Source organism: Duganella aquatilis, from assembly GCF_009674565.1.
Taxonomy (GTDB): domain Bacteria; phylum Pseudomonadota; class Gammaproteobacteria; order Burkholderiales; family Burkholderiaceae_D; genus Rugamonas; species Rugamonas aquatilis.
The window spans coordinates 141,869-165,779 of the sequence record NZ_WKJL01000002.1; the positions used below are offsets into that span (position 1 = coordinate 141,869).

Annotated in this window: 25 protein-coding genes; 14 read left to right on the plus strand and 11 right to left on the minus strand. The window is 64.6% G+C overall.

Features of this window, described 5'->3' with window-relative positions:
* A complete protein-coding gene (locus GJ698_RS04995) occupies positions 1 to 1,215 on the plus strand; it encodes a type II secretion system F family protein (protein WP_154356507.1) in 1,215 nt (404 codons plus the stop codon).
* Here the strand turns inward: GJ698_RS04995 and GJ698_RS05000 are convergent, their stop codons facing one another.
* Positions 1,216 to 2,031 carry a sensor histidine kinase gene (locus GJ698_RS05000; protein WP_154356508.1) on the minus strand — a complete coding sequence of 272 codons (816 nt, stop codon included), beginning with the start codon at positions 2,029 to 2,031 and terminating at the stop codon, positions 1,216 to 1,218.
* A 122-nt stretch (positions 2,032 to 2,153) separates the two neighbouring features.
* Here GJ698_RS05000 and GJ698_RS05005 point away from each other — a divergent pair, with 122 nt between their 5' ends.
* From GJ698_RS05005 to GJ698_RS05020, 4 genes are all read left to right on the plus strand, one after another.
* A complete protein-coding gene (locus GJ698_RS05005) occupies positions 2,154 to 3,026 on the plus strand; it encodes a prepilin peptidase (RefSeq protein ID WP_154356509.1) in 873 nt (290 codons plus the stop codon).
* On the plus strand, positions 3,023 to 3,655 hold the full coding sequence (gene coaE, locus GJ698_RS05010; protein WP_154356510.1) for a dephospho-CoA kinase: 633 nt from the start codon (positions 3,023 to 3,025) through the stop codon (positions 3,653 to 3,655). The genes GJ698_RS05005 and coaE overlap by 4 nt, the downstream gene beginning before the upstream one ends.
* 93 nt (positions 3,656 to 3,748) lie before the next feature.
* Positions 3,749 to 4,504 (plus strand): cell division protein ZapD, encoded by a 756-nt coding sequence (gene zapD, locus GJ698_RS05015; RefSeq protein WP_154356511.1) that lies wholly within the window; start codon positions 3,749 to 3,751, stop codon positions 4,502 to 4,504.
* A gap of 8 nt (positions 4,505 to 4,512) precedes the next feature.
* Complete coding sequence (locus tag GJ698_RS05020) at positions 4,513 to 4,686, plus strand: DNA gyrase inhibitor YacG (protein ID WP_154356512.1); 174 nt, start codon at positions 4,513 to 4,515, stop codon at positions 4,684 to 4,686.
* Positions 4,687 to 4,688: 2 nt separating this feature from the next.
* Here the strand turns inward: GJ698_RS05020 and GJ698_RS05025 are convergent, their stop codons facing one another.
* From GJ698_RS05025 to argJ, 3 genes are read right to left on the minus strand one after another with little or no spacing between them, the layout of a single operon-like run.
* Positions 4,689 to 5,081: an NUDIX domain-containing protein gene (locus GJ698_RS05025; RefSeq protein ID WP_154356513.1), complete on the minus strand. Its 393-nt coding sequence runs from the start codon at positions 5,079 to 5,081 to the stop codon at positions 4,689 to 4,691.
* Positions 5,078 to 5,947, minus strand: coding sequence for an ATP-binding protein (locus GJ698_RS05030; protein WP_154356514.1), 870 nt, complete (start codon positions 5,945 to 5,947; stop codon positions 5,078 to 5,080). Before GJ698_RS05030 ends, GJ698_RS05025 begins: the two co-directional genes overlap by 4 nt.
* Position 5,948: 1 nt before the next feature.
* Positions 5,949 to 7,187: a bifunctional glutamate N-acetyltransferase/amino-acid acetyltransferase ArgJ gene (argJ, locus tag GJ698_RS05035; RefSeq protein WP_154356515.1), complete on the minus strand. Its 1,239-nt coding sequence runs from the start codon at positions 7,185 to 7,187 to the stop codon at positions 5,949 to 5,951.
* A 328-nt stretch (positions 7,188 to 7,515) separates the two neighbouring features.
* On the opposite strand from argJ, the gene GJ698_RS05040 reads away from it, so the two are divergent.
* The 5 genes from GJ698_RS05040 to GJ698_RS05060 all read left to right on the plus strand — a co-directional run bounded on the left by GJ698_RS05040 (position 7,516) and on the right by GJ698_RS05060 (position 11,969).
* Positions 7,516 to 8,733 (plus strand): porin, encoded by a 1,218-nt coding sequence (locus GJ698_RS05040; protein WP_154356516.1) that lies wholly within the window; start codon positions 7,516 to 7,518, stop codon positions 8,731 to 8,733.
* 14 nt (positions 8,734 to 8,747) lie between these two features.
* Positions 8,748 to 9,155 carry a type 2 periplasmic-binding domain-containing protein gene (locus GJ698_RS05045; RefSeq protein ID WP_154356517.1) on the plus strand — a complete coding sequence of 136 codons (408 nt, stop codon included), beginning with the start codon at positions 8,748 to 8,750 and terminating at the stop codon, positions 9,153 to 9,155.
* 112 nt (positions 9,156 to 9,267) lie between these two features.
* Complete coding sequence (locus tag GJ698_RS05050) at positions 9,268 to 11,232, plus strand: sensor histidine kinase (RefSeq protein ID WP_229259842.1); 1,965 nt, start codon at positions 9,268 to 9,270, stop codon at positions 11,230 to 11,232.
* A 117-nt stretch (positions 11,233 to 11,349) separates the two neighbouring features.
* The gene (locus GJ698_RS05055; protein WP_154356519.1) at positions 11,350 to 11,760 is read left to right on the plus strand and encodes a DUF4019 domain-containing protein; all 411 of its coding nucleotides are present in this window, start codon (positions 11,350 to 11,352) and stop codon (positions 11,758 to 11,760) included.
* A gap of 32 nt (positions 11,761 to 11,792) precedes the next feature.
* Positions 11,793 to 11,969, plus strand: coding sequence for a nucleotidyltransferase family protein (locus GJ698_RS05060; protein ID WP_154356520.1), 177 nt, complete (start codon positions 11,793 to 11,795; stop codon positions 11,967 to 11,969).
* On the opposite strand, the gene GJ698_RS05065 is transcribed toward GJ698_RS05060, so the two are convergent.
* Together GJ698_RS05065 and secA are read right to left on the minus strand one after the other, a co-directional pair.
* The gene (locus GJ698_RS05065) at positions 11,959 to 13,161 is read right to left on the minus strand and encodes a GAF domain-containing sensor histidine kinase (RefSeq protein ID WP_154356521.1); all 1,203 of its coding nucleotides are present in this window, start codon (positions 13,159 to 13,161) and stop codon (positions 11,959 to 11,961) included. The two genes, GJ698_RS05060 and GJ698_RS05065, sit on opposite strands and share 11 nt — an antisense overlap.
* Before the next feature lie 77 nt (positions 13,162 to 13,238).
* Positions 13,239 to 16,022, minus strand: coding sequence for a preprotein translocase subunit SecA (gene secA / locus GJ698_RS05070; RefSeq protein ID WP_154356522.1), 2,784 nt, complete (start codon positions 16,020 to 16,022; stop codon positions 13,239 to 13,241).
* A gap of 221 nt (positions 16,023 to 16,243) precedes the next feature.
* Between secA and GJ698_RS05075 the strand changes: the two genes are divergently transcribed.
* Complete coding sequence (locus tag GJ698_RS05075; RefSeq protein WP_229259843.1) at positions 16,244 to 16,729, plus strand: DciA family protein; 486 nt, start codon at positions 16,244 to 16,246, stop codon at positions 16,727 to 16,729.
* Here the strand turns inward: GJ698_RS05075 and lpxC are convergent, their stop codons facing one another.
* The 5 genes from lpxC to GJ698_RS05100 all read right to left on the minus strand — a co-directional run bounded on the left by lpxC (position 16,730) and on the right by GJ698_RS05100 (position 21,027).
* Positions 16,730 to 17,665 carry a UDP-3-O-acyl-N-acetylglucosamine deacetylase gene (gene lpxC / locus GJ698_RS05080; RefSeq protein ID WP_154356524.1) on the minus strand — a complete coding sequence of 312 codons (936 nt, stop codon included), beginning with the start codon at positions 17,663 to 17,665 and terminating at the stop codon, positions 16,730 to 16,732.
* A 23-nt stretch (positions 17,666 to 17,688) separates the two neighbouring features.
* A complete protein-coding gene (locus GJ698_RS05085) occupies positions 17,689 to 18,531 on the minus strand; it encodes a DMT family transporter (RefSeq protein WP_154356525.1) in 843 nt (280 codons plus the stop codon).
* A gap of 156 nt (positions 18,532 to 18,687) precedes the next feature.
* Entirely contained in the window at positions 18,688 to 19,656 is a 969-nt protein-coding gene (locus tag GJ698_RS05090) for an NAD-dependent epimerase/dehydratase family protein (protein WP_154356526.1), read from the minus strand.
* Positions 19,653 to 20,201: a TetR/AcrR family transcriptional regulator gene (locus tag GJ698_RS05095; RefSeq protein WP_154356527.1), complete on the minus strand. Its 549-nt coding sequence runs from the start codon at positions 20,199 to 20,201 to the stop codon at positions 19,653 to 19,655. The genes GJ698_RS05090 and GJ698_RS05095 overlap by 4 nt, the downstream gene beginning before the upstream one ends.
* Before the next feature lie 58 nt (positions 20,202 to 20,259).
* The gene (locus GJ698_RS05100) at positions 20,260 to 21,027 is read right to left on the minus strand and encodes a helix-turn-helix transcriptional regulator (RefSeq protein WP_154356528.1); all 768 of its coding nucleotides are present in this window, start codon (positions 21,025 to 21,027) and stop codon (positions 20,260 to 20,262) included.
* Between the two features lie 93 nt (positions 21,028 to 21,120).
* Here GJ698_RS05100 and GJ698_RS05105 point away from each other — a divergent pair, with 93 nt between their 5' ends.
* The 3 genes from GJ698_RS05105 (at position 21,121) to GJ698_RS05115 (ending at position 23,899) form a co-directional block, all read left to right on the plus strand.
* Entirely contained in the window at positions 21,121 to 21,888 is a 768-nt protein-coding gene (locus tag GJ698_RS05105) for a class I SAM-dependent methyltransferase (RefSeq protein ID WP_154356529.1), read from the plus strand.
* Positions 21,889 to 22,079: 191 nt separating this feature from the next.
* Positions 22,080 to 22,811, plus strand: coding sequence for an SDR family oxidoreductase (locus GJ698_RS05110; protein ID WP_154356530.1), 732 nt, complete (start codon positions 22,080 to 22,082; stop codon positions 22,809 to 22,811).
* Positions 22,812 to 22,822: 11 nt separating this feature from the next.
* The gene (locus GJ698_RS05115; RefSeq protein WP_154356531.1) at positions 22,823 to 23,899 is read left to right on the plus strand and encodes an alkene reductase; all 1,077 of its coding nucleotides are present in this window, start codon (positions 22,823 to 22,825) and stop codon (positions 23,897 to 23,899) included.
* The last annotated feature ends 12 nt before the right edge of the window (positions 23,900 to 23,911 follow it).

Here is a 23,911-nt window from a genome sequence, read left to right on the forward strand (position 1 = left end):
ATGGCAACATCGGGCAACCAGGTCAAGGAATCCGTCTTCGCCTGGGAAGGCAAGGACAAAACCGGCAAGACCGTGCGTGGCGAACTGCGCGCCGGCGGCGAGGCGGTGGTCAACGTCACGCTGCGCCGCCAGGGCATCATGGTCACCAAGGTCAAGAAAAAGGCCTACCGCTCCGGCAAGAAAGTCACCGACAAGGACATCACGCTGTTCACGCGCCAGCTGGCCACCATGATGAAGGCCGGCGTGCCGCTGCTGCAGTCGTTCGACATCGTCGGCAAGGGCCACGCCAATCCCTCCGTCTCCAAGCTGGTGATGGACCTGCGCGCCGACATCGAGACCGGCACCAGCCTGAACCAGGCGTTCCGCAAGTTCCCGCTGTACTTCGATCCGCTGTTCTGCAACCTGGTGGGCGCCGGCGAACAGGCCGGTATCCTGGAAGACCTGCTGACGCGGCTGGCGATCTACAAGGAAAAGACCCAGGCCATCAAGAGCAAGATCAAGTCGGCGCTGACCTACCCAGTGTCGATCCTGGCGGTGGCCTTCCTGGTCACGGCGGTGATCATGATCTGGGTGGTGCCGGCCTTCAAGGAAGTGTTCGCCAGCTTCGGCGCCAACCTGCCGGCGCCGACGCTGTTCGTGATGGCGCTGTCGGAATTCTTCGTCAGCTGGTGGTACATCATCTTCGGCGGCCTGTTCGCCACCCTCTACTTCTTCTTCCGCGCCTGGCAGCGCTCGCTGAAGATGCAGCGCTTCATGGACAAGCTGCTGCTGCGCCTGCCCGTATTCGGCGAAGTGATCCGCAAGGCCACCATCGCCCGCTGGACCCGCACACTGTCGACCATGTTTGCCGCCGGCGTGCCGCTGGTCGAGTCGCTGGACTCGGTGGGCGGCGCCGCCGGCAACGCCGTCTACCTGGACGCCACGCGCCGCATCCAGACCGAGGTGAGCACCGGCACCAGCCTGACGGTGGCGATGCAGAACGCCGACGTATTCCCCAACATGGTCACGCAGATGGTCTCCATCGGCGAGGAATCCGGCTCGCTGGACGCCATGCTGGGCAAGGTGGCCGACTTCTACGAGGACGAGGTCGACGAGGCCGTGGCCTCGCTGTCGGCGCTGATGGAGCCGGCCATCATGGTCATCCTGGGCGTGCTGATCGGCGGCCTGGTGGTGGCGATGTACCTACCGATCTTCAAGCTCGGTGCGGTGGTCTAATCAATGATGTAGCTGATGCAGCCACGCCGTCAGGCGGCGCCAGCCGAGCTGGCGCGGCGTCTGGTAGCACACCTCGCCGGGCACCTTCAGCGCCAGCTCGCTGCCCTGCTCCGGCAAGGTCAGCACATCCACCGTGCCGCCCATGCGCGCGGCGCGGTCGCGCATCGCCGCCAGGCCGCGCAGCGGTCCCGCCGTCTCCCTGCCGTTGTCGCGCACATACAGCGTGAAGAACTCGCAGCCATACACCAGCTCCAGCTCGACGCTGCTGGCCTGCGTGTGCTGGTAGGCGTGGTACAGCGCCTCGCGCACGATGGCGTAGATGTCCTCGCTGCGGTCGCCGTTCAGCGGCGACGGCCGGCCGCTGACCAGCATGCGGAACGGGATATTGAAATTGTCCTGCAGCGACTGGCCGATGGCGGCCAGCGCCTGGTTCAGCTTGTCGCCGTAGACCACCGGCATGCGCAGCGCCAGGATCTGGTGGCGGCCCTCGGCCAGCACCTCGTCGGCCTGGTCCAGGATGTGGTCGATGGTGGCGCGCTCCGGGCTGTCGTTCGCCAGCCGGTGGCCCACGCCCTGGAAGCGCAGGATCATGCCCTGCATGCTTTGCACCAGCGTGTCGTGCAGGCTGGCCGCCACCCGCTCGCGTTCGGCCAGCAGGCGCAGGCGGGCCTCGTACACGCGCTGCGTCTGGCGCCGGCCCAGCAGCCATGCGGCGCCGGTGGCCAGACACAGCAACACCAGCCCGAGCAGCAATAACAGGAATGTCTGGTAATACGACGACAAGGTGCGCTCCGGGCGGATAAACTGAGCTGCCACATTGCCATTGTCTCAATGTTTTTACTATCTCCCGGACGGGGGAGTGTATTCCGAAAAAGCGTTCGCAACGCTGCGGCAATGCTTTAATATGGGCGCGTGATCATTACCGCTCTTTGACGCCCATGCTGCAATCGACCCTGCTGTTCGCTCCTGCTGGCGACCTCGCCATCAGTCTCATCGCCGGTTTGTTCGGCCTGCTGTTCGGCAGCTTCCTGAATGTCGTCATCCACCGCCTGCCTATCATGATGCAGCGCGAGTCGGACAACTATGTGGCTGAAGAAAGCAACAAGCCGCTGCCCCACACCACCCGCTACAACCTGATGACGCCGCGCTCGGCGTGTCCGCACTGCCAGCACCAGATCACCGCCATGGAGAATATCCCGGTGATCAGCTGGCTGGCCCTGCGCGGCAAGTGCAGCAACTGCAAGGCGCCGATCTCGCCGCGCTATCCGCTGGTGGAACTGCTGACCGGCGCGCTGTCGGCGCTGGTGATCTGGCGCCTCGGCAGCGGCTGGACCGGCCTGGCGTCGCTGTTTTTCCTGTACTCGCTGATCGCCATGACCTTCATCGACTTCGACACGCAGCTGCTGCCGGACGACCTGACCTACCCGCTGCTGTGGGCCGGCCTGCTGATGAACGTCAACGGCGCCTTCGTGCCGCTGCAGGACGCGGTGATCGGCGCGGCGGCCGGCTACCTGGCGCTGTGGTCGGTGTACTGGCTGTTCAAGCTGGTCACCGGCAAGGAAGGCATGGGCTACGGCGACTTCAAGCTGCTGGCGGCGCTGGGCGCGTGGATGGGCTGGACCATGCTGCCGGCCATCATCCTGCTGTCGTCGATCGTCGGCGCGGTGGTCGGCATCTGCCTGATCGTGTTCGCCAGGCGCGGCCGCAATAACCCGATTCCGTTCGGCCCCTACCTGGCGGCGGCCGGCCTGATCGCGCTGCTGTACGGCGCGCCGCTGACCGCCTTCACGCTGGGCGTCGTCCATCCATGAGCAGCGCGCCTTTCGCTGTCGGCCTGACCGGCGGCATCGGCAGCGGCAAGAGCACGGTGGCCGACATGTTCGCGGCGCGCGGCGCCAGCATCGTCGACACCGACGTCATCGCCCATGGCATGACCGCGCCCGATGGTCCCGCCATGCCGGCCATCGCCACCGAATTCGGCAAGGAGTTCGTTGACGCCAGCGGCGCCATGGACCGCGCAAGCATGCGCGAACTGGTGTTCAGCGACGCCGGCGCCAAGGCGCGACTGGAAGCGATTTTGCATCCGCGCATCCGCGACGCCGCGCTGGCCGCCGCGGCTTCGGCGACCGGCAAGTACGTCATCTACGCGGTGCCGCTGCTGATCGAATCCGGCACGTGGCGTGCGCGGGTCAGCCGCGTGCTGGCGGTAGACTGTGACGAACAAGTGCAAATTGCCCGCGTGATGGCGCGTAACAATTTGCCGGAGGCGCAAGTCCGCGCCATCATGGCGGCGCAAGTGAGCCGGGCGCAAAGGTTGGCGGCGGCGGACGATGTGATTGTCAATAATGCAGGAATCGGGGATCTGGAAGCCCAAGTCGACCGTTTGCACGCCTTTTATCAGCAACTTCGCCGCAAATTCGCTGGTAATTTCGCAGAATAGGGCAATAATGCCTTCGCAACGTTTGTAATTTTGCTTGGCTTGCTTCAAAATCACGAGAATTCTTTGCAAGTCCATCTATAGAGGGATGTTATTTTGATCGTCTACGAATATCCTTTCAACGAGCGCATCCGCACGTTGCTGCGCCTGGAGGATTTGTACGAGAAATTCAAGTTCTTTGTGCATCAAGAACATCCGATGCAGCACCACGTTGCGCTGGCCACCATCTTCGACATGCTGGAAGTGGCCGGCCGCGCCGATCTGAAATCCGACCTGCTGCAAGAACTGGAGCGCCAGCGTCAAACGCTGCTGGGCTACCGCATGAATCCCAATGTGCAGGCTGAAACGCTGGACGCGATCCTGGCCGAAGTCGACGGCGTCAGCAGCGCGCTGGTCGCCGCGCAGGGCAAGACCGGGCAGAACGTGCGTGACAACGAGTGGCTGATGAGCATACGCGGCCGCACCATCATTCCGGGCGGCGCCTGCGAGTTTGATTTGCCGTCCTACTACGCGTGGCAGAAGCGACCGGCGGAGCAGCGTTTTAACGACATCGCCAACTGGTTTGCGCCGCTGGCGCCGCTGTTCGATGCGCTGGGCCTGGTGCTGCGCCTGCTGCGCGATTCGGGCGGCCCGGTAAAGATGATAGCCGTCGCCGGCAGCTATCAGCAGATGTTGCAGGGCAAGGTGTATCAGATGCTGCGCCTGACGCTGGACGAGGCGCAGGGCGCGATTCCGGAGATTTCGGCCAACAAGTACATGCTGTGGGTGCGCTTTACCTCGCAGGGCGGCGACCTGAAACCCAAGCCGCTGGAAGATGATGTACCATTCGAGCTCACCCTTTGTAACTTCTGACGAACCTCATGACCACTGTAGTTGAATGCCCGACCTGCTCCGCCAAGGTGGAGTGGAAACCGGAGAATAAATACCGCCCCTTCTGCTCGGAGCGCTGCAAGAAGATCGATCTCGGCGCCTGGGCCGAGGAAAAGTACGCCATCCCCGCCGCGCCACCGAAAGACCCGCTCGAAGAAGAGTAATCCTAGCTGTACCGAACCTGCTCCAGCCACTCCAGCAATGGAATCGTAGCTGGCAGCAGCGGTTCCACGCCCACCGTTCCCTGCCACGCGAATGCCTGACCTTCCAGGCTTTGCGGTTCGCCGGACCAGTCGCGGCTGATGTAGAAATGCAGCCGCACGTGCGCGTGCGGGTAGATGTACTCCACACCGCACCACTCTTCGGCGCTGTGGATCTGCAAACCCAGCTCCTCGACAAACTCGCGTTTTAACGCTTCCAGTATCGTCTCGCCCGGATCGACCTTACCGCCCGGGAATTCCCAGTAACCGTCATACGGCTTGCCGGCCGGACGCTGGCCCAGCAGCACGTCGCCATTCGGCTTCACCAGAATACCTACCGCCACATCGACCGGCTTCATGCGAGCTTCCCCGCGTAGTCCTTGGCGAACTGCCACGCCACGCGGCCCGAGCGCGAGCCGCGCTGCAAGGCCCAGCGCAAGGCGTCGGCGCGCGCGCCTTCGATCTGCGCTTCAGTACAGCCCAAGGTCGACAGCCAGTGGCCGACGATGGTCAGGTAATCATCCTGCTTGAACGGATAGAAGGTCAGCCACAGGCCAAAGCGCTCGGACAGCGAAATTTTTTCCTCCACCGTTTCGCCCGGATGCAGGTCGCCGTTTTCGTCGTGCTTGTAGCTCATATTGTCGGACATGCGCTCCGGCAGCAGGTGGCGGCGGTTCGAGGTCGCGTAGATCAGCACATTATCCGACTGCGCCGAGATGCTGCCGTCCAGCGCCACCTTCAGCGCCTTGTAGCCGCTCTCGCCTTCTTCAAACGACAGGTCATCGCAGAAGATGATGAAACGCTCCGGCCGCCCGGCGACCAGGTCGACAATGTCCGGCAGTTCGGCCAGGTCGGCCTTGTCCACCTCGATCAGGCGCAGGCCGTCCTTGCCGAACTGGTTCAGGCAGGCCTTGATCAGCGACGACTTGCCGGTGCCGCGCGCGCCGGTCAGCAGCACGTTGTTGGCCGGCTTGCCGTTGACGAACTGGCGGGTGTTCTGCTCGATCTGCTCCTTCTGCGGACCGATGTGCTGCAAGTCGTCCAGCGCGATGTCCGACACGTGCGCCACCGCCTGCAGATAGCTCGGGCTGTTGGCGCGCTTGCGCCAGCGGAAGGCGTAACCCAGCCGCCAGTCCGGCTCGCGCGGCGCCTGCGGCAGCACCGCCTCCACGCGCGCCAGCAAGGCCTCGGCGCGCACCAGGAATTGTTCGAGGGCCGTCGACATCTTACGAGCGGTAGTCGGCGTTGATCGACACGTAATCGTGCGACAGGTCGCAGGTGTAGACGGTGGCTGCGGCCGTACCGCGCGCCAGCTTCACGCGCACGGTGATCTCGGCCTGCTGCATCACGCGCTGGCCGTCTTCTTCCTTGTAATCCGGATTGCGGCCGCCGTTCTTGGCCACCCACACATCGTCCAGGTACAGGTTCAGCTTGCTGACGTCGAGGTCGTCCACGCCGGCGTAGCCGATCGCGGCCAGGATGCGGCCCAGGTTGGGGTCGGAGGCGAAGAAGGCGGTTTTCACCAGCGGCGAGTGGCCGATCGAGTAGGCGATCTTGCGGCACTCTTCGACGCTGGCGCCCTCTTCCACGACGATGCTCATGAACTTGGTCGCGCCTTCGCCGTCGCGCACGATGGCTTGCGCCAGGAACAGCGACAGTTCGGTGACGGCGTCGCGCAGGGCGGCGTATTCCGGCGCGTCCACCGAGTTCACTTCCAGCGAGCCGGCGCCGGTGGCGATCAGCATGAAGGAATCGTTGGTCGAGGTGTCGCCGTCGATGGTGATGCAGTTGAACGAATGGTTGGCCGCATGCTTGACCAGCTGTTCCAGCACCGGCTGCGCCACCTTGGCGTCCAGCGCCAGGTAGCCCAGCATGGTCGCCATGTTCGGCTTGATCATGCCGGCGCCTTTGGAAATGCCGGTCATGGTCACGCTGTGGCCGCCGATGGTGACGGTGCGCGAGCCGGCTTTCGGCTGCGTGTCGGTGGTCATGATGGCTTCGGCCGCGTTGTACCAGTTGTCGGCCTTCAGGCCGGCGATGGCTTGCGGCAGGCCGGCGATGACCTTGGCGGCCGGCAGCGGCTCCAGGATCACGCCGGTGGAGAACGGCAGGATCTGCGCCGCGTCCACGCCCAGCTGCGCGGCCAGCGCGGCGCAGGTTTCGTTGGCCAGCGACAGGCCCAGCTCGCCGGTGCCGGCGTTGGCGTTGCCGGTGTTGACCAGCAGCGCGGCGATCGGCTTGCCGCTGTCCTTGGCCGCGGCCAGGTGGGCCTTGGCGATCTGCACCGGCGCCGCGCAGAAGCGGTTCAGCGTGAACACGCCGGCCACGGTGGCGGTCGGCGCCAGCTTCATCACCAGCACGTCCTTGCGGTTCGGTTTCTTGATGCCGGCTTCGGCAAAGCCGATTTCAACACCCGCGACGGGCTTCAGTTCGGAGGCGATGGGCAGGGGGGAATTGACGGCCATATTCTTGATCTCGTGGGTGGAAAGAGGAAGCCGCTATTGTAATACCTGATCCGCCAGCCGCGTGGTCTGTAACCACGAGTGACCGATAACAGAACATCACATTTGCTGAAAAATCACTGGAGCGAGATCGTACAAGCTGCTGTTTTTACAGCGCTTTTAGCACAAAAACCACAGAAAATTAGTACGATCGTTCAGTTTATCGTTTTCCTCTTTCATGCTCCCAGGAAATTGGTCTAAGGTAATACCTGAATGCCCCATCCCCGCATTGCTCCATAAATACAAGACGGCACAACCGTCACACCGACAACAACCCCCTAGGATTGAACTCATGAAAAAGCAACTTTTAGTAGCTGCCGTTTTGGCCGCCACTGCCGCAATGCAGGCGCACGCCGGCGCCCTGGATGACGGCAACCTGAGCATCAGTGGTTTCGGCACGCTGGCTGCCGCCAAGAGCAATACCGACGACGTCAAGTACGCGCGCTACAACCAGGCCGACGGCGTCGGCGACAGCGCCCGCCTCGGCCTCGACACCAACCTGGGCCTGCAAGCCACCTACAAGATCAACGACTGGCTGTCCGGCACCGCGCAGGTGCTGACCCGCAAGGCCACCGAACACAATTTCACCACCGACCTGACCTGGGCCTTCCTCAAAGCCCGCATCAACGACGAAGTGTCGGTGCGCGTCGGCCGCGTGGTGGTGCCGACCTTCCTGATTTCCGACTACCAGAACGTCGGCTACGCCAACACCATGATGCGTCCGCCGATCGAAATGTACAGCCAGGCGCCGATTGAAAACTCGGACGGCGCCGACATCAACTACCAGCACGCCTTCGGCGACCTCAACTTCACGGCGCAGGCCTTCGCCGGCGTCAGCCGCGGCAAGCTGTTCGTGGCCTCCGGCGCCGGTTCCACCGCGACCTACCGCGCACCGGCGGCCGGCTTCAGCGTGGCCGGCGAATACGGTCCCTTCCTGCTGCGCTTTGCCCACGCCCGCGCCGACATGAAGATCAACGACCTGCAACCGGTCAACGGCCTGACCACCACGCTGAACGCCGTCGGCCTGAGCCAGCTGGCGTCGGACATCACCTTCAGCACCGGCAAGAAGATCGCCTTCACCTCGGTGGGCGGCACCATGGACTGGAACAACATCGTGGCCCAGGCCGAGTACGCACAGCGCCGCGCCAAGGAAGCGGTCTACCTGCCGGACACCAACGCCTGGTACGCCATGGTCGGCTACCGCGTCGGCAAGGTGCTGCCGTACTACGCGCACGCCTCGTCGAAAGGCGCCGGCAGCTCGGTCACCACGCCGGCCGCGCTGGCGCGCATTCCGGCGCTGAACACCGCCGTCACCGGCCTGCTGACTTCGGCCGAGCAAACCTCCGACATCATCGGCGTGCGCTGGGACTTCGCCAAGCAGCTGGCCCTGAAAGTGCAAGTGGACCGCGTCAAGCCGGGCGCCAAGTCGGGCCTGCTGATCAACGTGCCGGCCGCCGGCTATAGCAAAGACGTCACCGTGGTCGCCGCCGGCCTGGACTTCGTATTCTGATCGGGAACACCATAATGAAAAAGCTCATCAGCACTCTCATGCTGTCCGCACTTGCGGCGGCAGCCCTGCCGGCTTCGGCCGAAATCGTCGTCATCGTCAGCAAGCAGAATCCGGCCACGCGCATGTTCTCGGAACAGGCGTCGCAATTCTTCCTGGGGAAATCCAACCTGTTCACGCCGGTCGACCAGGCCGACGGCTCGGCCATCCGCAACGAGTTCTACAAGAAGGTGGCGGACAAGGACGCGGCCCAGGTCAAGGCCCTGTGGTCCAAGCTGGTGTTCACCGGCAAAGCCACGCCGCCGAAGGAATATCCGAACAGCGCCGACGTGAAAAAAGCAGTTGCTGCCGATCCGAAAGCAATCGGGTATATTGACAAGTCGGCAGTTGACGATACCGTCAAAGTGATTCTGACCCTGCCTTAATCCAGGCGTCCTGCCAGCCTGCCGCGCCATCCGCGCGGCAGGCGCGTGTGCTCCTGGCGCCTTCCAACAAGGAGTGACCGTTTTGAGTGTATCGCTACGCGCGAAGTTTCTGATGCTCAGTGCCGTGGTGCAGGCGCTGGTGGTGGGCCTGCTGATCTGGAACAGCCTGCGCCTGATGAACCACGCGGTCAGCACCAACGCCGAACGCGTCGCCCAGGAATATGCGGTCACGCTCAACCTCTCGCTCAGCCCCTACGCCATGCGCGGACAGCTGCCCGAGCTGAATACCTACCTGGCCGAAATGCTGTCCGATCCGGACGACAGCTTCCTGCGCTACCTCACCATCCTGGACGAGAACGAAAGCCCGATCATTGCCGTCGGCAAGCGCGACATGCCGCTGCCGGCCTTGCTGCGGCAAGGCGGCGGCACCAGTTTCAAGGGCGTGCGCACCTTGATCAGCGACGCCACGCTGCACGCGCGCGCGCCGTTGCTGCTGAGCGACAACCGCATCGGCAGCATCAACTTCGGCCTCAGCACCCGGGATCTGAAGCAGGCGCGCGACGAGGTGCTGGTGCAGAGCGGCGTCATCGCGCTGTTCGGCTTTGCGCTGGGCGTGCTGATGGTCTACATCTTCACCCACGGCATCGGCCGCCGCTTGCAGGCGCTGACCGGCGACTCGGAACAGATGGCGTCCGGCGACTACAGCAAGGCGCTGGCGGTGCACGGCGCCGATGAAATCGCGGTCTTCACGCGCGCCCTCAACACCATGAGCGCGGCGCTGCGCGAACGCATCGCCCAGCTGGAGCAATCGCAGCGGCGGCTGTCGGAATCGGAGGCGCGCTTCAAGACCCTGTTCGATATGGCGCCCCTGCCGCTGACCGTGTCGGACCGCGAAGGCCGCATCATCGCCGCCAACCGCGCGCTGCTGCACACCTTCGGCAAGGCCGCCATCAACCTGATCGGCAAGCGCAGCGACGAAGTGCCGTTCTGGGCCAGCAGCATCGAGCGCGAGCGGATCTGGAAGATGTACCGCGAAGACGGTGCCGTGCACGGCGCCATCGCCGGCGTGCTGCTGCCGAACGGCAGCGTCGGCAGCGTGGCGATCTGGTCGTCCTCGCTGACGCAGGACGGCAACGACATCATCATCTGGGCGCTGCTGGACCTGACCGAGGAACTCAACGCCAAGCGCGAACTGAAGGATCTGAACGTGTCGCTGGAAAGCCGCGTCAGCGAACGCTCGGCCGCGCTGGAACGCGCCAACGCCGAACTGAGCACGGCGCTGCAAACGCTGCGGCATACCCAGCACGAGCTGCTGGCGTCGGAGAAGATGGCGTCGCTGGGTTCGCTGGTGGCCGGCATCGCCCATGAACTGAACACGCCGATCGGCAACAGCCTGCTGGCCTCGACCGCGCTGCGCGACCGCGTGCAGGAATTCGAACGCCAGGTGGAAGCCGGCACGCTGCGGCGCTCGCAGCTGACCTCGCACCTGGAGGAGGTGCGCATGGCCAGCGAACTGATTTCCGGTTCGCTGCACAAGGCGGCCGAGCTGATCTCGTCGTTCAAGCAGATCGCCGTCGACCAGACCAACGACCAGCGCCGCGCCTTCGACCTGCTGGCGGCGGTGCAGGACACCATCGCCACCTACATGCCGCGCCTGCGCCGCGTGCCGTGCGAGGTCGACCTGCAGATCCCGGCGGGACTGATGCTGGACGCCTATCCAGGCGGCCTGTATCAGATCCTGAACAACCTGATCAACAACGCCCTCGCCCACGCCTTCGAACAGCGCCGCAACGGCCTCATCGTCGTGCGTGCGGCGATGGTGGACGACGACGTGCTGTCGCTGGAATTCAGCGACAACGGCTGCGGCATGACCGAGGACGTGCTCAAGCGCGTGTTCGATCCCTTCTTCACCACCCGCATGGGCCAGGGCGGCACCGGGCTGGGCATGAACATCGTCTACAACATCGTCACCGGCGTGCTGGGCGGCCGCATCAGCATCGACTCGGCGCCGGACGCCGGCACCACCGTGCGCATGCTGCTGCCGCGCGTGGCGCCGCAGCGCGAGGCGAAATCCTGATCCGACACACATGGCAGGCGGTTTAAGCCACGGATTCTGCAGTCCATCGCAAATTCCGGACTGGCGCGAAGGGATGGCTTAGCATAGGCTCAACTCACTTTTCCTGGAGATTTCCCTATGAAATTGCTGTCTTCTATTGCCCTGGCGGCGTCGCTGCTGGTGTGCTCTTCCTCGTTTGCCCAGGGCGCCAAGGATGTCGCGGACGCGCGGGCGGCGTCGGAAAGCTGGATGAAGCTGATGGATGCGGAAGACTATTCGGCCGCCTGGAACAAGGGCGCCGAAGGCGTGCGCAAGGATATGTCGAAACTGGCGTGGAACATGCTCGCCAGCGCCATCCATATTCCGCTGGGAACGTTCAAGTCGCGCAGCTACCAGTCGGCCAGCATCAAGCCGGCGTCGATCACCTTCGAATACATTTCGGACTACCAAAGAAGCCACGCCGTGCGCGAAACCGTCACCACCGTGAAAGAGACGGATGGCGTGTGGCGCGTATCCGGCTACGGCATCCACAGCGATGACAAGGAATAGGACGGAGGACCGAATACGCCACATCGGTCGGCCTGCGCCTCAATCGTGACGACTCCATAGCCGTGATCGCGCCGCACGGCCTGGACGACCTGTTCAACTGCATCGTGCGCCGCAATCCGGCGCGGGTCAGCATCGACACCTATCGGCAGCGCACCGCGCAGAAGAACTACGCGGCACGCTGGCCGCGCGTCACCGTGATCAGCGCGTAAGCACGCGGCGTTCGACAAACTCGGCGGTGCGGCTGCGGTAGGTGAAGGTGGTGGCCGTATCGCTGGACGCCACTTCCAGCACGCCGCCGTGCGAGACGGCGATTTCCGAGGCGATGAACAGCCCCAGTCCCAGTCCGCCGGAGCCGCCGCCGGAACTCGACTGCCAGAACGGCTTGAACAGCTGCGCCTGAATCTCGGCCGGAATCGGCGCCCCGCTATTGGTCACCGACATTTCAAACATGCCGTTCGACTGCCTGACCCTGACGTACACCGGCGCCGCCCCGCTGCCATGCACGATGGCGTTCTTCAGCAGGTTGGACAGCAGCTGCACCAGCCGCGCCGCGTCGCACAGCAGCGCCACGCCGCCCGGCAATTCTTCAATGATTTCCCGCTCCGGATAAACGCTGCGCAACTCGGCAATCGCCTGCTGCAGCGGCTTCTCCAGCTGGCTTTCGTGGCGCAGGTTCAGCGAGATGCCGCCGCCCATGCGGCCGCGCGTGAAGTCGGTGACGTCGTCGATCAGCGCGCCGATGCGCTGGCTGCTGCGCTGCATGATGTCCAGCAACGGCCGCAGCGACGGCGGCGCCTGCAGCCGCAGGATCTCGGTGCCGTTCATGATGGTGCTCAGCGGCGTGCGGATATCGTGCCCCAGCATGGCGATGAACTGCTCGCGCATCTTGGCGGTTTTCACCTCGTCGCTGAGCGCGGCCTGCGCCTCGCCCAGCACCACTTCGCTTTCCAGCTGACGGCTGATCAGTTCGGCAAACAGCATCAGCGTATTGCGCGTGGTCTTGTTGGTCAGCTCGGCCTTTTGCGGATCGAGACCGCACAGCGTGCCGAAGTATTCGCCGCTCGGGCGGTACAGCGGAATCGAAAAATAGCTCTGGAAACCGTAGATGCGCGGCGTGTGATGGTTGCAATAGCGCTCGCTGTCGCGCACCGAATCGATGATGATGGCGGCATTGTTGTCGCGCACCTCTTCGCACAGCGTGGTGGTGACATCCAGTTCGCCGCCGATTTGCAGGCCGAAGTTCAGCTTGTCCAGCACCGAGCAGCAATGCCAGGAATCGGCCGTCACGCGCGCGATGGCGACAAAGCCCAGCCCGGTCAATTCGGAAACAGCCTCCAGTATCGTCGGCACGGCGCCGATCCTGGCAATCGCCGCGATATCCTCGTCCAAGCTCTGTGTCATCCTGCGCCTCCGCTTCAACCATAAAAAAACCCGCAAGGCTTGCGCCTTACGGGTTCATTGTGCTGCCGCTGTGCTGCTTACGCAAGCTTGCCGTGGCAGGCCTTGTATTTCTTGCCACTGCCGCATGGGCATGGATCGTTGCGGCCGACCTTCAGGCCCAGTTCCATCAACTGCTCGCCGCTCAGGTTTTGCAGCTCAGGCGGCAGGCCGGTGAATTGCGGCGGCGCCAGCAGTTCTTCCGGCGCGGCGCTCGGGTCGAAATCGGCGTGCTGGTAGCTGACGTTTTCCACGTGCGACTGTTGCATTGCCGCCTCGGCCGCATCGATCTCTTCACGCGACTGGATGCGCACGGTCATGATCAGTTTGACGACTTCGTTCTTGATCATGTCCAGCATCTGGCCGAACAGCTCGAACGCTTCGCGCTTGTATTCCTGCTTCGGATTCTTCTGCGCATAGCCGCGCAGGTGGATACCCTGGCGCAGGTGGTCCAGCGCCGCCAGGTGCTCGCGCCAGTGCGAGTCCACCGACTGCAGCATGACGTTGCGCTCGAAGCCGCCGAACGATTCCTTGCCGACGATATCGATCTTCGACTGGTACAGCGCATCGGCCGCGCCGATCACGCGCTCGACGATCTCGTCGTCGGTCAGGTTCGGCTCGGCGGCGACCATGGCGGTCAGCGGCAGGTCGATCTGCCACTCGGCGGCCAGCGCCGCTTCCAGGCCTTTCAGGTTCCACTGTTCTTCCACCGATTCTTCCGGCACGTATTCGCGCACCAGGTCGGTGAAGGCGCCGTGGCGCAGCGACATGATCAGTTCCGAAATATCGGCCGCTTCCAGCAGCTCGTTACGTTGCTGGTAGATCACTTTACGCTGGTCGTTGGCGACGTCGTCGTATTCCAGCAGCTGCTTGCGGATATCGAAGTTGCGGGCCTCCACCTTGCGCTGGGCCGACTCGATCGAGCGGCTGACGATGCCCGCTTCAATCGGTTCGCCTTCCGGCATTTTCAGGCGGTCCATGACAGCGCGCACGCGGTCGCCGGCGAAGATGCGCAGCAGCGGATCGTCCAGCGACAGGAAGAAGCGCGACATGCCCGGATCGCCCTGGCGCGCGGCACGGCCACGCAGCTGGTTGTCGACGCGGCGCGATTCGTGGCGCTCGGTGCCGACGATGTGCAGGCCGCCCGCGGCCACCACTTGTTCGTGCAGCGCCTGCCAGCCGTCGCGCAGCGCCTTGGCCTGGGCGGCCTTGTCGGCGTCGCTCAGTTCGGCATTGGCTTCGATGAACTGGATTTGTTTTTCAACGTTACCACCCAGCACGATGTCGGTACCACGACCGGCCATGTTGGTGGCGATGGTGATGGCTTTCGGCGAACCGGCCTGGGCGATGATTTCCGCTTCGCGGGCGTGCTGTTTCGCGTTCAGCACGTTGTGCGGCAGGCCGCCCTTGGTCAGGATGCCCGACAGCAGTTCCGAGTTCTCGATCGAGGTGGTGCCCACCAGCACCGGTTGGCCGCGCTCGTAGCACTCGCGGATTTCCAGCATCATGGCGTTGTATTTTTCCTGCGACGATTTGTACACCTGGTCCTGGCGGTCTTTACGCTGCGAAGGACGGTTCGGTGGAATCACCACAGTTTCCAGGCCGTAGATTTCCTGGAATTCGTAGGCTTCGGTATCGGCCGTACCGGTCATGCCGGCCAGCTTCGAGTACATGCGGAAGTAGTTCTGGAAGGTGATCGAGGCCAGCGTCTGGTTCTCGTTCTGGATCTTCACGCCCTCTTTCGCCTCGACCGCCTGGTGCAGGCCGTCGGACCAGCGGCGGCCGGTCATCAGGCGGCCGGTGAATTCATCGACGATCACCACTTCATTGTTCTGCACCACGTAGTGCTGATCCTTGAAGTACAGCGCGTGCGCGCGCAGCGCAGCATACAGGTGGTGCACCAGCGTGATGTTGGCGGAATCGTACAGCGAGGCGCCTTCCGGCAGCAGGCCCATCTGGGTCAGGATGCCTTCGGCCTTTTCGTGGCCGGCTTCGGTCAGCAGCACCTGGTGGGCTTTTTCGTCCTTGGTGTAATCGCCAGGGACTTCGACCTTGCCTTTGCCGTCGGCGGTTTCTTCGCCGATCTGCAGGGTCAGCAGGCGCGGCAGCTCGTTGATCTTGTAGTACAGGTCGGTGTGGTTCTCGGCCTGGCCGGAGATGATCAGCGGGGTACGGGCTTCGTCGATCAGGATCGAGTCGACTTCATCGACGATGCCGAAGTTCAGCACGCGCTGCACGCGGTCCTTGGCGTCGAACACCATGTTGTCGCGCAGGTAGTCGAAGCCGAATTCGTTGTTGGTGCCGTAGGTGATGTCCGAACCGTAGGCCGCCTGCTTGGTGGCGTGCTCCATCTGCGACAGGTTGATGCCGGTGGTCAGGCCCAGCCAGCTGTACAGCTTGGCCATGGTGTCGGCGTCGCGCTGTGCCAGGTAATCATTGACGGTCACGATGTGCACGCCCTTGCCGGACAGTGCGTTCAGGTAGGCCGGCAGGGTCGCGGTCAGGGTCTTGCCCTCGCCAGTGCCCATTTCGGCGATTTTGCCGTAGTGCAGAACCATGCCGCCGATCATCTGCACGTCGAAATGGCGCATCTTCATCACGCGCTTGGACGCCTCGCGGCAGACGGCGAATGCTTCCGGCAACAGCGCGTCCAGCGTCTCGCCGTTGGCGATGCGCTCCTTGAAAGCGGGCGTCTTGGCTTGCAGCTCGGCGTCCGACAGTTTTTCCATCGCCGGTTCGAGCGCATTGATCTCGCGTACCGTTTTTTGGTATTGCTTGAGCAGGCGCTGGTTGCGGCTGCCGAAAATCTTGGTCAGAAAAGACATGCTTGAATTCTTGAAAAAACGCCGTTAAAAAAAGCTCTGCGCCTTGACGCACGGAGTTGGACTATGGCAAAAGACGGTGATTTTATCACGCGCTCGGGTCTACATTGGGTTATTGGCCTATATAACAATAGCGCAAGCGTGAACAATGTCACAAAATCAATCGATTTTAACCGCTGGTGACGATTTTGGGGCGGCGCAATATCTGTGATATGTTTCGCCGCATGCGATTCAACTCCTCCAACATCTCGCTCAAGCGCCGCACGGCGGTGGAAGCCACCGACTTCCTGCGCCGCAACGACAAGATGGCGGCCCTGCTGCCGGCCATCGAGCGCATGGCGCGCCTGCAAAAGGACTGCGCCGAATGCCTGCCGGCCATGTTCGTGCACTGCGAGATCCTGGCGTTCGAGGACGGCCAGCTGCTGCTGTCGCTGCCGACCACGGCGCTGGCGGCCAAGCTCAAGCAGCAATTGCCGAAGTTGCAAGACACCTTGGCGCGGCGCGGCTGGCAGGTGCACGGCGTCAAGCTGAAGGTGCAGATGACCAAGCAGGCCGAAATCAAGGAAAAGATGCGGGCGCTGGAACTGCCCTGCGCCGCGGTGGAAGCCTTCGACCAGCTCAGCGGCAGCCTGGAGCAGACGCCGCAGAACGCGGCGCTGATCGAGGCGGTCAAGGCGATGGTGGCGCGCCGGCGCGCCGGCGGCGGCTGATTAAGTTAGCGCCCACTCACGCGCCATCTGGCGCACATAGGACTGCGGCGCGACGTCATTGCTGTCGAACGTGACGATTTCATAGGCATCCGGATGCTTGAGCAGTTCCAGCAGCAGCTGGTTGTTCAGCGCGTGGCCGGACTTGTGCGCCTCATACGACGCCAGCAACGGATGGCCGACCAGGTACAGGTCGCCGATGGCGTCCAGGATCTTGTGGCGCACGAACTCGTCTTCATAGCGCAGGCCGTCCGAGTTCAGGATGCGGTACTCGTCCATGACGATGGCGTTTTCCAGCGAACCGCCGCGCGCCAGGCCGATGCCGCGCAACATCTCGACATCCTGCATGAAACCGAAAGTCCGCGCGCGCGCCACGTCGTGCACATAGGAGACGTCGCCGAAATCCACGTGCGCGCGCTGCTGCGTGCCGTCCACCGCCGGGTGGTTGAACTCGATGAAGAAGTCCAGCTTGAAGCCGTCGTGCGGCAGCAGGCGCGCCCATTTTTCCTTGTCGCCCGTGCCTTCGCGGATTTCCACCGGCTTCAGCACGCGGATGAACTTCTTGGCGGCCGGCTGCTCCAGCACGCCCGCCTGTTGCAATAAGAATACGAATGACGAGGCCGAACCGTCCATGATCGGGATTTCCTCGGCGCTGACCTCGATGTACAGGTTGTCGATGCCGAGGCCGGCGCAGGCCGACATCAGGTGCTCGACCGTGGAGACGCGGGCGCCGTCCTTGACCAGTACCGAGGCCATGCGGGTATCCCCCACCGCCATCGCGCTGGACGGGAATTCCACCATGGGCTCCAGGTCGACGCGGCGGAACACGATGCCGGTATCCGGCGCGGCCGGGCGCAAGGTCAGCTCGACCTTGGTGCCGGAGTGCAGGCCGACACCCGTGGTGCGGACCAGTTCTTTGATAGTGCGTTGTTTTAGCATCGGAAGATTATAACGAACTGTGGTCAAGGATGCTCGGCTTCAACATGGACCGCCTCGCGCCGCACCAGGTAGACGCCGCTGGCGATGATGATGCCGGCGCCGAGCAGCGTGTAGCCGTCCGGCAGCGCCTGCCACAGCAGCCAGTCGATCGCCACGCCCCAGGCCAGCGCCGTGTACTCGAACGGCGCCACGATCGAGGCCTTGCCGGTGCTGAAGGCCTTGGTGATGGCCAGCTGGCCGAAGAAGCCGGACAGCGCCAGCGCCAGCAGGATCCAGCCATGCTCGGCGCGCACCGGCACCCAGTGGCGGTAGGACAGCGCGACGGCGCCGATGGCCATCAAGGTCAGCAGCCAGAACATCATGGCCTCGGTGCTGTCGGTGCGCGCCAGCACGCGCGCGCTGATGGCCGACACCGCGTAGCAGGCCGCCGCCGCCAGGATCGCCACGCCGCCCAGCGACAGAAAGCCCGTGCCTTCGGGACGCAGCACCACCAGCACGCCCAGCAGCCCGACCGCGATGGCCACCCACTGGCCGGCGCCGACCTGCTCCTTCAGCACCCACACCGACAGCGCGGTGATCAGCGCCGGCGCGATGAAGAAAATCGAATACGCCTCGGCCAGCGACAGCGACTGCAAGCCGAAGGCAAAGGTGGTCAGCATGGCGATGCCGAGCACGGCGCGGAACACGTGCATCGGCCAGCGCACGCGCAAGATGCTGTTGAACGCGCCGCGATACAGCATATAGCCGCACAGCAGCGGCAGCGAACTGAGCGAGCGCAACGCCGTCACCTGCGTGGCGGGATAATGGGCGGACAGCAGCTTCATGCTGGTGTCCATGAACGAGAACATGGCAACCGCAGTCAGCATCGCGTAGATGCTGTGCAGATTTTCTTGACGGGAGGACAGAAGAAGCTCCTTGACGACCGGTCCGGGGCGGACCACTGGGAACGTCATTATGGCGACGTCCGGAGCCAGGATGACGCGCGGCGCCATCGTCGTTATTATAGCAAGCCGCTGTGCGCGTCAGGCGGCGCGCAGTTCGTCGAGGCCGGCGCTGGCGCTCATCACCGGCGCATAATGCAGCTCCGTGCGCGCCTTGCTGATATCCAGCGTCACCTCGACCGCCATGGTGGCGTATTCCTGGCGCGAGATCGGCGGCTTGATGCGGCCCCGGCTCAGCGTTGCCAGCACATCGCCGACGGCGGCGATCCGGCGCAGCAGCGCGCGCGGCACATGTTTGGTCGGCGCCGCCAGCCCTTGCGTGGCCAGCAGCTGCGAGATGAAATCGCGGAACACCACCGGCTCGCCATCGGTGATGAAATACACTTGGCCGTTGCGGCCGTGCTGCAAGGCCTTGTCCACGCCCTCGCACAGGTTGGCGATGTGGGTGGTGGACGTGCGGTAGCCGCCGCCATCGATCCACGCCAGCTTGCCGTCGCGCGCGGCGGCCGCCAGTTGCGGCAGCGCGGTGGTGTCGTCGCGTCCCCAGACGAAACGCGGACGCAGCACCACCACCGACATCGCCTCGTTGGCGAAGGACAGCGCGATGCGCTCTGCCTCGGCCTTGGTGCGCGAGTAGCCGCCAGCCGGCTTGGGCGGAAATTCATGGTTCTCGGTGGCGTTGACCAGCGGCTCGCCGTTGAGCAGCACGGACTCGGTGCTGAGATGAATCGCGCGCTGAATGCCGGCGTGGCGGGCCGAAGCGAATACGTGGCGCGTGCCGTCCAGGTTGGTCTGCTGCTGCGCCGGCGTGCACCAGCCGTGATTGGTATCGGCGGCAGCATGGATCAGGATATCGCAGCCTTGCATGGCGGTGTTCAAGTCGTGTTGCAGCAGGTCGCCGTGGTGGGGTGTGGCGCCCAGGGCGCTGACCGTGGCGGCGGCGGGCGCGCTGCGGGCCAGTGCGATGACGCTGTCGCCACGCGCGATAAAGTGGCGGATCAGGTTGCGGCCCACATAACCACTGCCGCCGGTGAGAAAGATGCGGCTCATTTGGCGTCCACCAGCCAGGCGATATCCGCCAGAACCTGGCTGCGCTGCGCGGTGGGCAAATGGTAAAGATCCATCGCTTCCAGCAGCTTCAAGCCTTCCAGCGCCAGATAGGCCAGCAGCGCGCCGCGCGGATGGGCGGCATCCGCCACAATCTTGCCGGCAATGGCCGCCTGATTGTTCTGCACCGTGGCGCGCAATTCACGGTCCTGCGCCAGCGCCGCGCACAGGTTGAGCGCGGTGGCGCGGAACGCCTCCGGCAGTGGCTGCGCGGCGGCGGCGATGCGGCCGCGAATGGCGGCGCTTGGCAGCTCGCCCAGGCTGGCGGTGACGCCGTCGTTAAATGCGTTGTCGTTGCGCACCGCGCGTTCGACCACGGCGGCAATCAGCGCCTGCTTGGATTTGAAGTCGTACAACACGCTGGCCTTGCTGATACCGGCCACTTCGGCCACGGATTCCAGCGTCAGCCGCGCCGCGCCATCCCGTGCCACGACCTTCTCGGCCGCGTCCAGGATCTGCTCCTGATCGATTACCCGCTTACGTCCCATGACATCCTCGATTATTTATATCCAACCGGTCGGATATTAATTATCGCGTGTCCGTTTGTCAAGCCGGCAACAGCATCACCAGCTTGAGGTCGTGGCGCTTGGCCGGGTGCAGAGTGATCTGGTTGAAGCTGAGTTCGCCCATGCCGGGATGGTGGAAGCGGCGCAGGCCGCCTTCGCGGCTGACCACGTCCTGCAGCGGCCACAGCGCGTGGAATTCGGGACTCTCCTGCGACAGCTCGGCGATCAGCGCCGCCAGCGCTGGCTGGCCGGCATGCTTGCCGATGTCGGCGCGGAATTCGGCGACCAGGCGGCGCGCGCGCTCTTCCCAATCGACGATCAGGCCGCGCGCGGCCGCAGCGCGGAACATGAAGCGCAGCAGGTTGGGCCGCAGCGACGACGCCCCATCCAGCCAGCCGCCGAACAGCGCCGCCGCGTGCGCGTTCCACGCCACCGCATCCCATTGCCGGTCCAGCATGTAGGCTGGCGCGTCGATGGCGGCAACGATGTCGGCCAGCGATTCGCCATCATCCACGGCGTCCGCATCGTGCTGCGGGTCCAGCCGCTCAGCCAGGCTGAACAGATAGCTGCGCTCGGCCGCGCTCAGGTGCAGCACTTCGGCCATGCGCGCCAGCAGCTTGCCGGACGCCGACACTTGCCTGCCCTGCTCCAGCCACGTCAGCCAGGTCGGGCTGACATCGCACAGTTGCGCCAACTCCTCGCGCCGCAGGCCCGGCGTGCGGCGGCGCCCGCCGGCGGGCAGGCCGACGCTGGCCGGCGTGGTGCGCTCGCGATGCGCGCGGATGAAATCGCCAAGCTTGTCCTGCATGGTAGTCCCTTATACCAGGATAAATCCTTGTCTTGTTACAGGATAAAAACCCGCCTATTCTGCCCTGAACTATCTTTTTTTGGAGAAAACATCATGCAACAGCAAGCCGTTGTCGCCCAGCAGTTCGGCAATACCGCCAGCGCCTACCTGACCAGCACGGTCCACTCGCAAGGCGCGGACCTGGCGCAGCTGCGCGAGATCGCCGCCGCCCTGCCGAAGCGTCCGCTGGTGCTGGACCTGGGCTGCGGCGCAGGCCATGCCAGCTTTGCGGTGGCGCCGGTGGCGGAATCAGTGACGGCGTTCGACCTGTCGCCGGAAATGCTGACGGTGGTGGCCAACGCGGCGCGCGATCGCGGCCTCGGCAACATCGGCACGCAGCAAGGCAACGTGGCCAGCCTGCCGTTTGCCGACGCCTCGTTCTGCCTGGTGGTCACACGTTTTTCGGCGCACCACTGGCTGGACGTGCCGGCCGCGCTGCGCGAAGTCAAGCGCGTGCTGAAGCCGCGCGGCGTGTTCGTCATCATCGACATCACCGCGCCGGAAACGCCGCTGCACGACACCACGCTGCAGGCGGTGGAACTGCTGCGCGACGGCTCGCACGTGCGCGACTACCGTCCTGCGGAGTGGACGCGGATGCTGGACGACGCCGGCTTCACGAGCGAGCGCGTCAACGACTGGAAGCTGGACATGCGGTTCGACGACTGGACCGCGCGCATGCGCACGCCGGCCGAGCGCGTCGCCGCCATCCGCAGCCTGTTCCGCACCGCGCCGGAAGAAACGCGCAACTATTTCGCCGTGCAGGCCGATGATTCCTTCAGCATCGACTCGACGCTGTTCAAGGCCGCGCAGCGGCAGCCATGACGGCGTCCGCGTAGCGTGCCGGCCGGCGCCGCCGGCGCGCCCAACACCGCCGTCCCGCCAGTCATTTCCACCCAATTTGTGCCGTCATGGCATGATTAAAACGAATCCCAGCTACATTGTCAAACCCATGGCATCAACCTAATCTTGTTCCTGTCAGCGCCAGGCGCGCTAAATTTTCAGGAGCAAACAAAATGAACAACCTCTTCAATGAACTGCAAGGCAAAACCGTCCTGATCGTGGGCGGCACTTCCGGCATCGGCCTGTCGGCCGCCATCCAGGCCAAGGCGGCCGGCGCCGCCGTGATCGTCACCGGCTTCGACGCCGGGCGCGCCGCCGCTGTCGCGGCCGAACATGGCTTCGCCGGCTACCGCGTATTCGACGTCACGCAGGTGGAAACGGTGACGCCGGCGCTGGCCGACGTGCCAGGCATCGACCACCTGGTACTGCTGGCCGGCAGCTTCGTCGCCGGCAAGGTGCTGGAAGCCGAAGTGCCTTACCTGCAACGCGCCTTCGATGAGCGGGTCTGGGCCGCCGTACACATCCTGCGCGCGCTGGGCGACCGCCTGGCCGCCGACGCCTCGGTCACCTTCATCTCCGGCGTGCTGGCCGACCGGCCGAACGCCTATGGCACCGCCATCCTGGCCGCCGCCAGCGCGGCGATGGAAGCCTTCGCCCGCGGCCTGGCGCTGGAACTGGCGCCGCGCCGCGTCAACACGCTGTCGCCGGGCCCGATCGACACCCCGCTGCTGGGCAAGGCCCTGGGCGCCGGCCGCGACGCCTACGTCGCCCACCTGGAATCGACGCTGCCGCTGCGCCGTCTCGGCAGCGCCGACGAAGCCGGCGCCGCCGTGGTGTTCCTGATGGCCAACCGCTACATGAACGGCGCCACGCTGCACATCGACGGCGGCGCCGGCCTGGTCTGAGGAGAACCATCATGAGCCTGTTACTCGAACCGCTGCAACTGGGCGCCATCCGCGCGCCCAACCGCATCCTGATGGCGCCCATGACGCGGGCGCGCGGCACCCGCCAACACCTGCCGACGCCGATGATGGCCGACTACTACGCGCAGCGCGCCTCCGCCGGCCTGATCATCAGCGAAGCGATCGGCATCAGCCAGCAAGGACTGGGCTGGGCCTACGCCACCGGCCTCTGGTCCGGCGCGCAGGTGGCCGGCTGGCGTGCCGTGACCGACAAGGTGCATGAGGCTGGCGGCCGCATCATCGCCCAGCTGTGGCACATGGGCCGCACCGTGCATCCGGACTTCCTGGGCGGCCAGCCGCCGGTGTCGTCGTCCGCCACCACCGCGCCCGGCCTGGCCCACACCTATGCCGGCACCCAGCCCTACGCGGCGGCCCGGCCGCTGCGACTGGATGAAATCCCCGGCATCCTGCACGACTTTGCCACCGCCGCGCGCAACGCCATGCTGGCCGGCTTCGACGGCGTGCAGCTGCACGCGTCGAACGGCTACCTGGTCGACCAGTTCCTGCGCGACAGCGGCAACTTCCGCGACGACCAGTACGGCGGCAGCATCGCCAACCGCATCCGCCTGCTGAAGGAAGTGACGCAGGCGCTGTCCGATGCGATCGGCGCCGACCGCGTCGGCGTGCGGCTGTCGCCGAACGGCGAAACCCAGGGCGTGCGCGACAGCGCGCCGCTGCCGCTGTTCACCGCCGCGCTGGAAACCCTGTCGTCGCTGGGCATCGCCCACCTGGAGCTGCGCGAACCGCCGCCAAACGGCAGCTTCGGCGTTGGCGAAACCATGCCGCTGGCGCCGCTGCTGCGTTCCGCGTTCAAGGGACCGGTGCTGCTCAATTCCGACTTTGACGCGGCGCGCGCCGAGCGTGACCTGCGCGCCGGCATCGGCGACGCCATCGCCTTCGGCCGGCCGTTCATCGCCAACCCCGACCTGCCGCGACGCATCGCGCAAGGCCTGCCGCTGGCGGCGGACGACCGCGACACCTGGTTCACCCAGGATGCACTGGGCTACACCGACTACCCGGCAGCGGCGTGAGTTGACATGGCA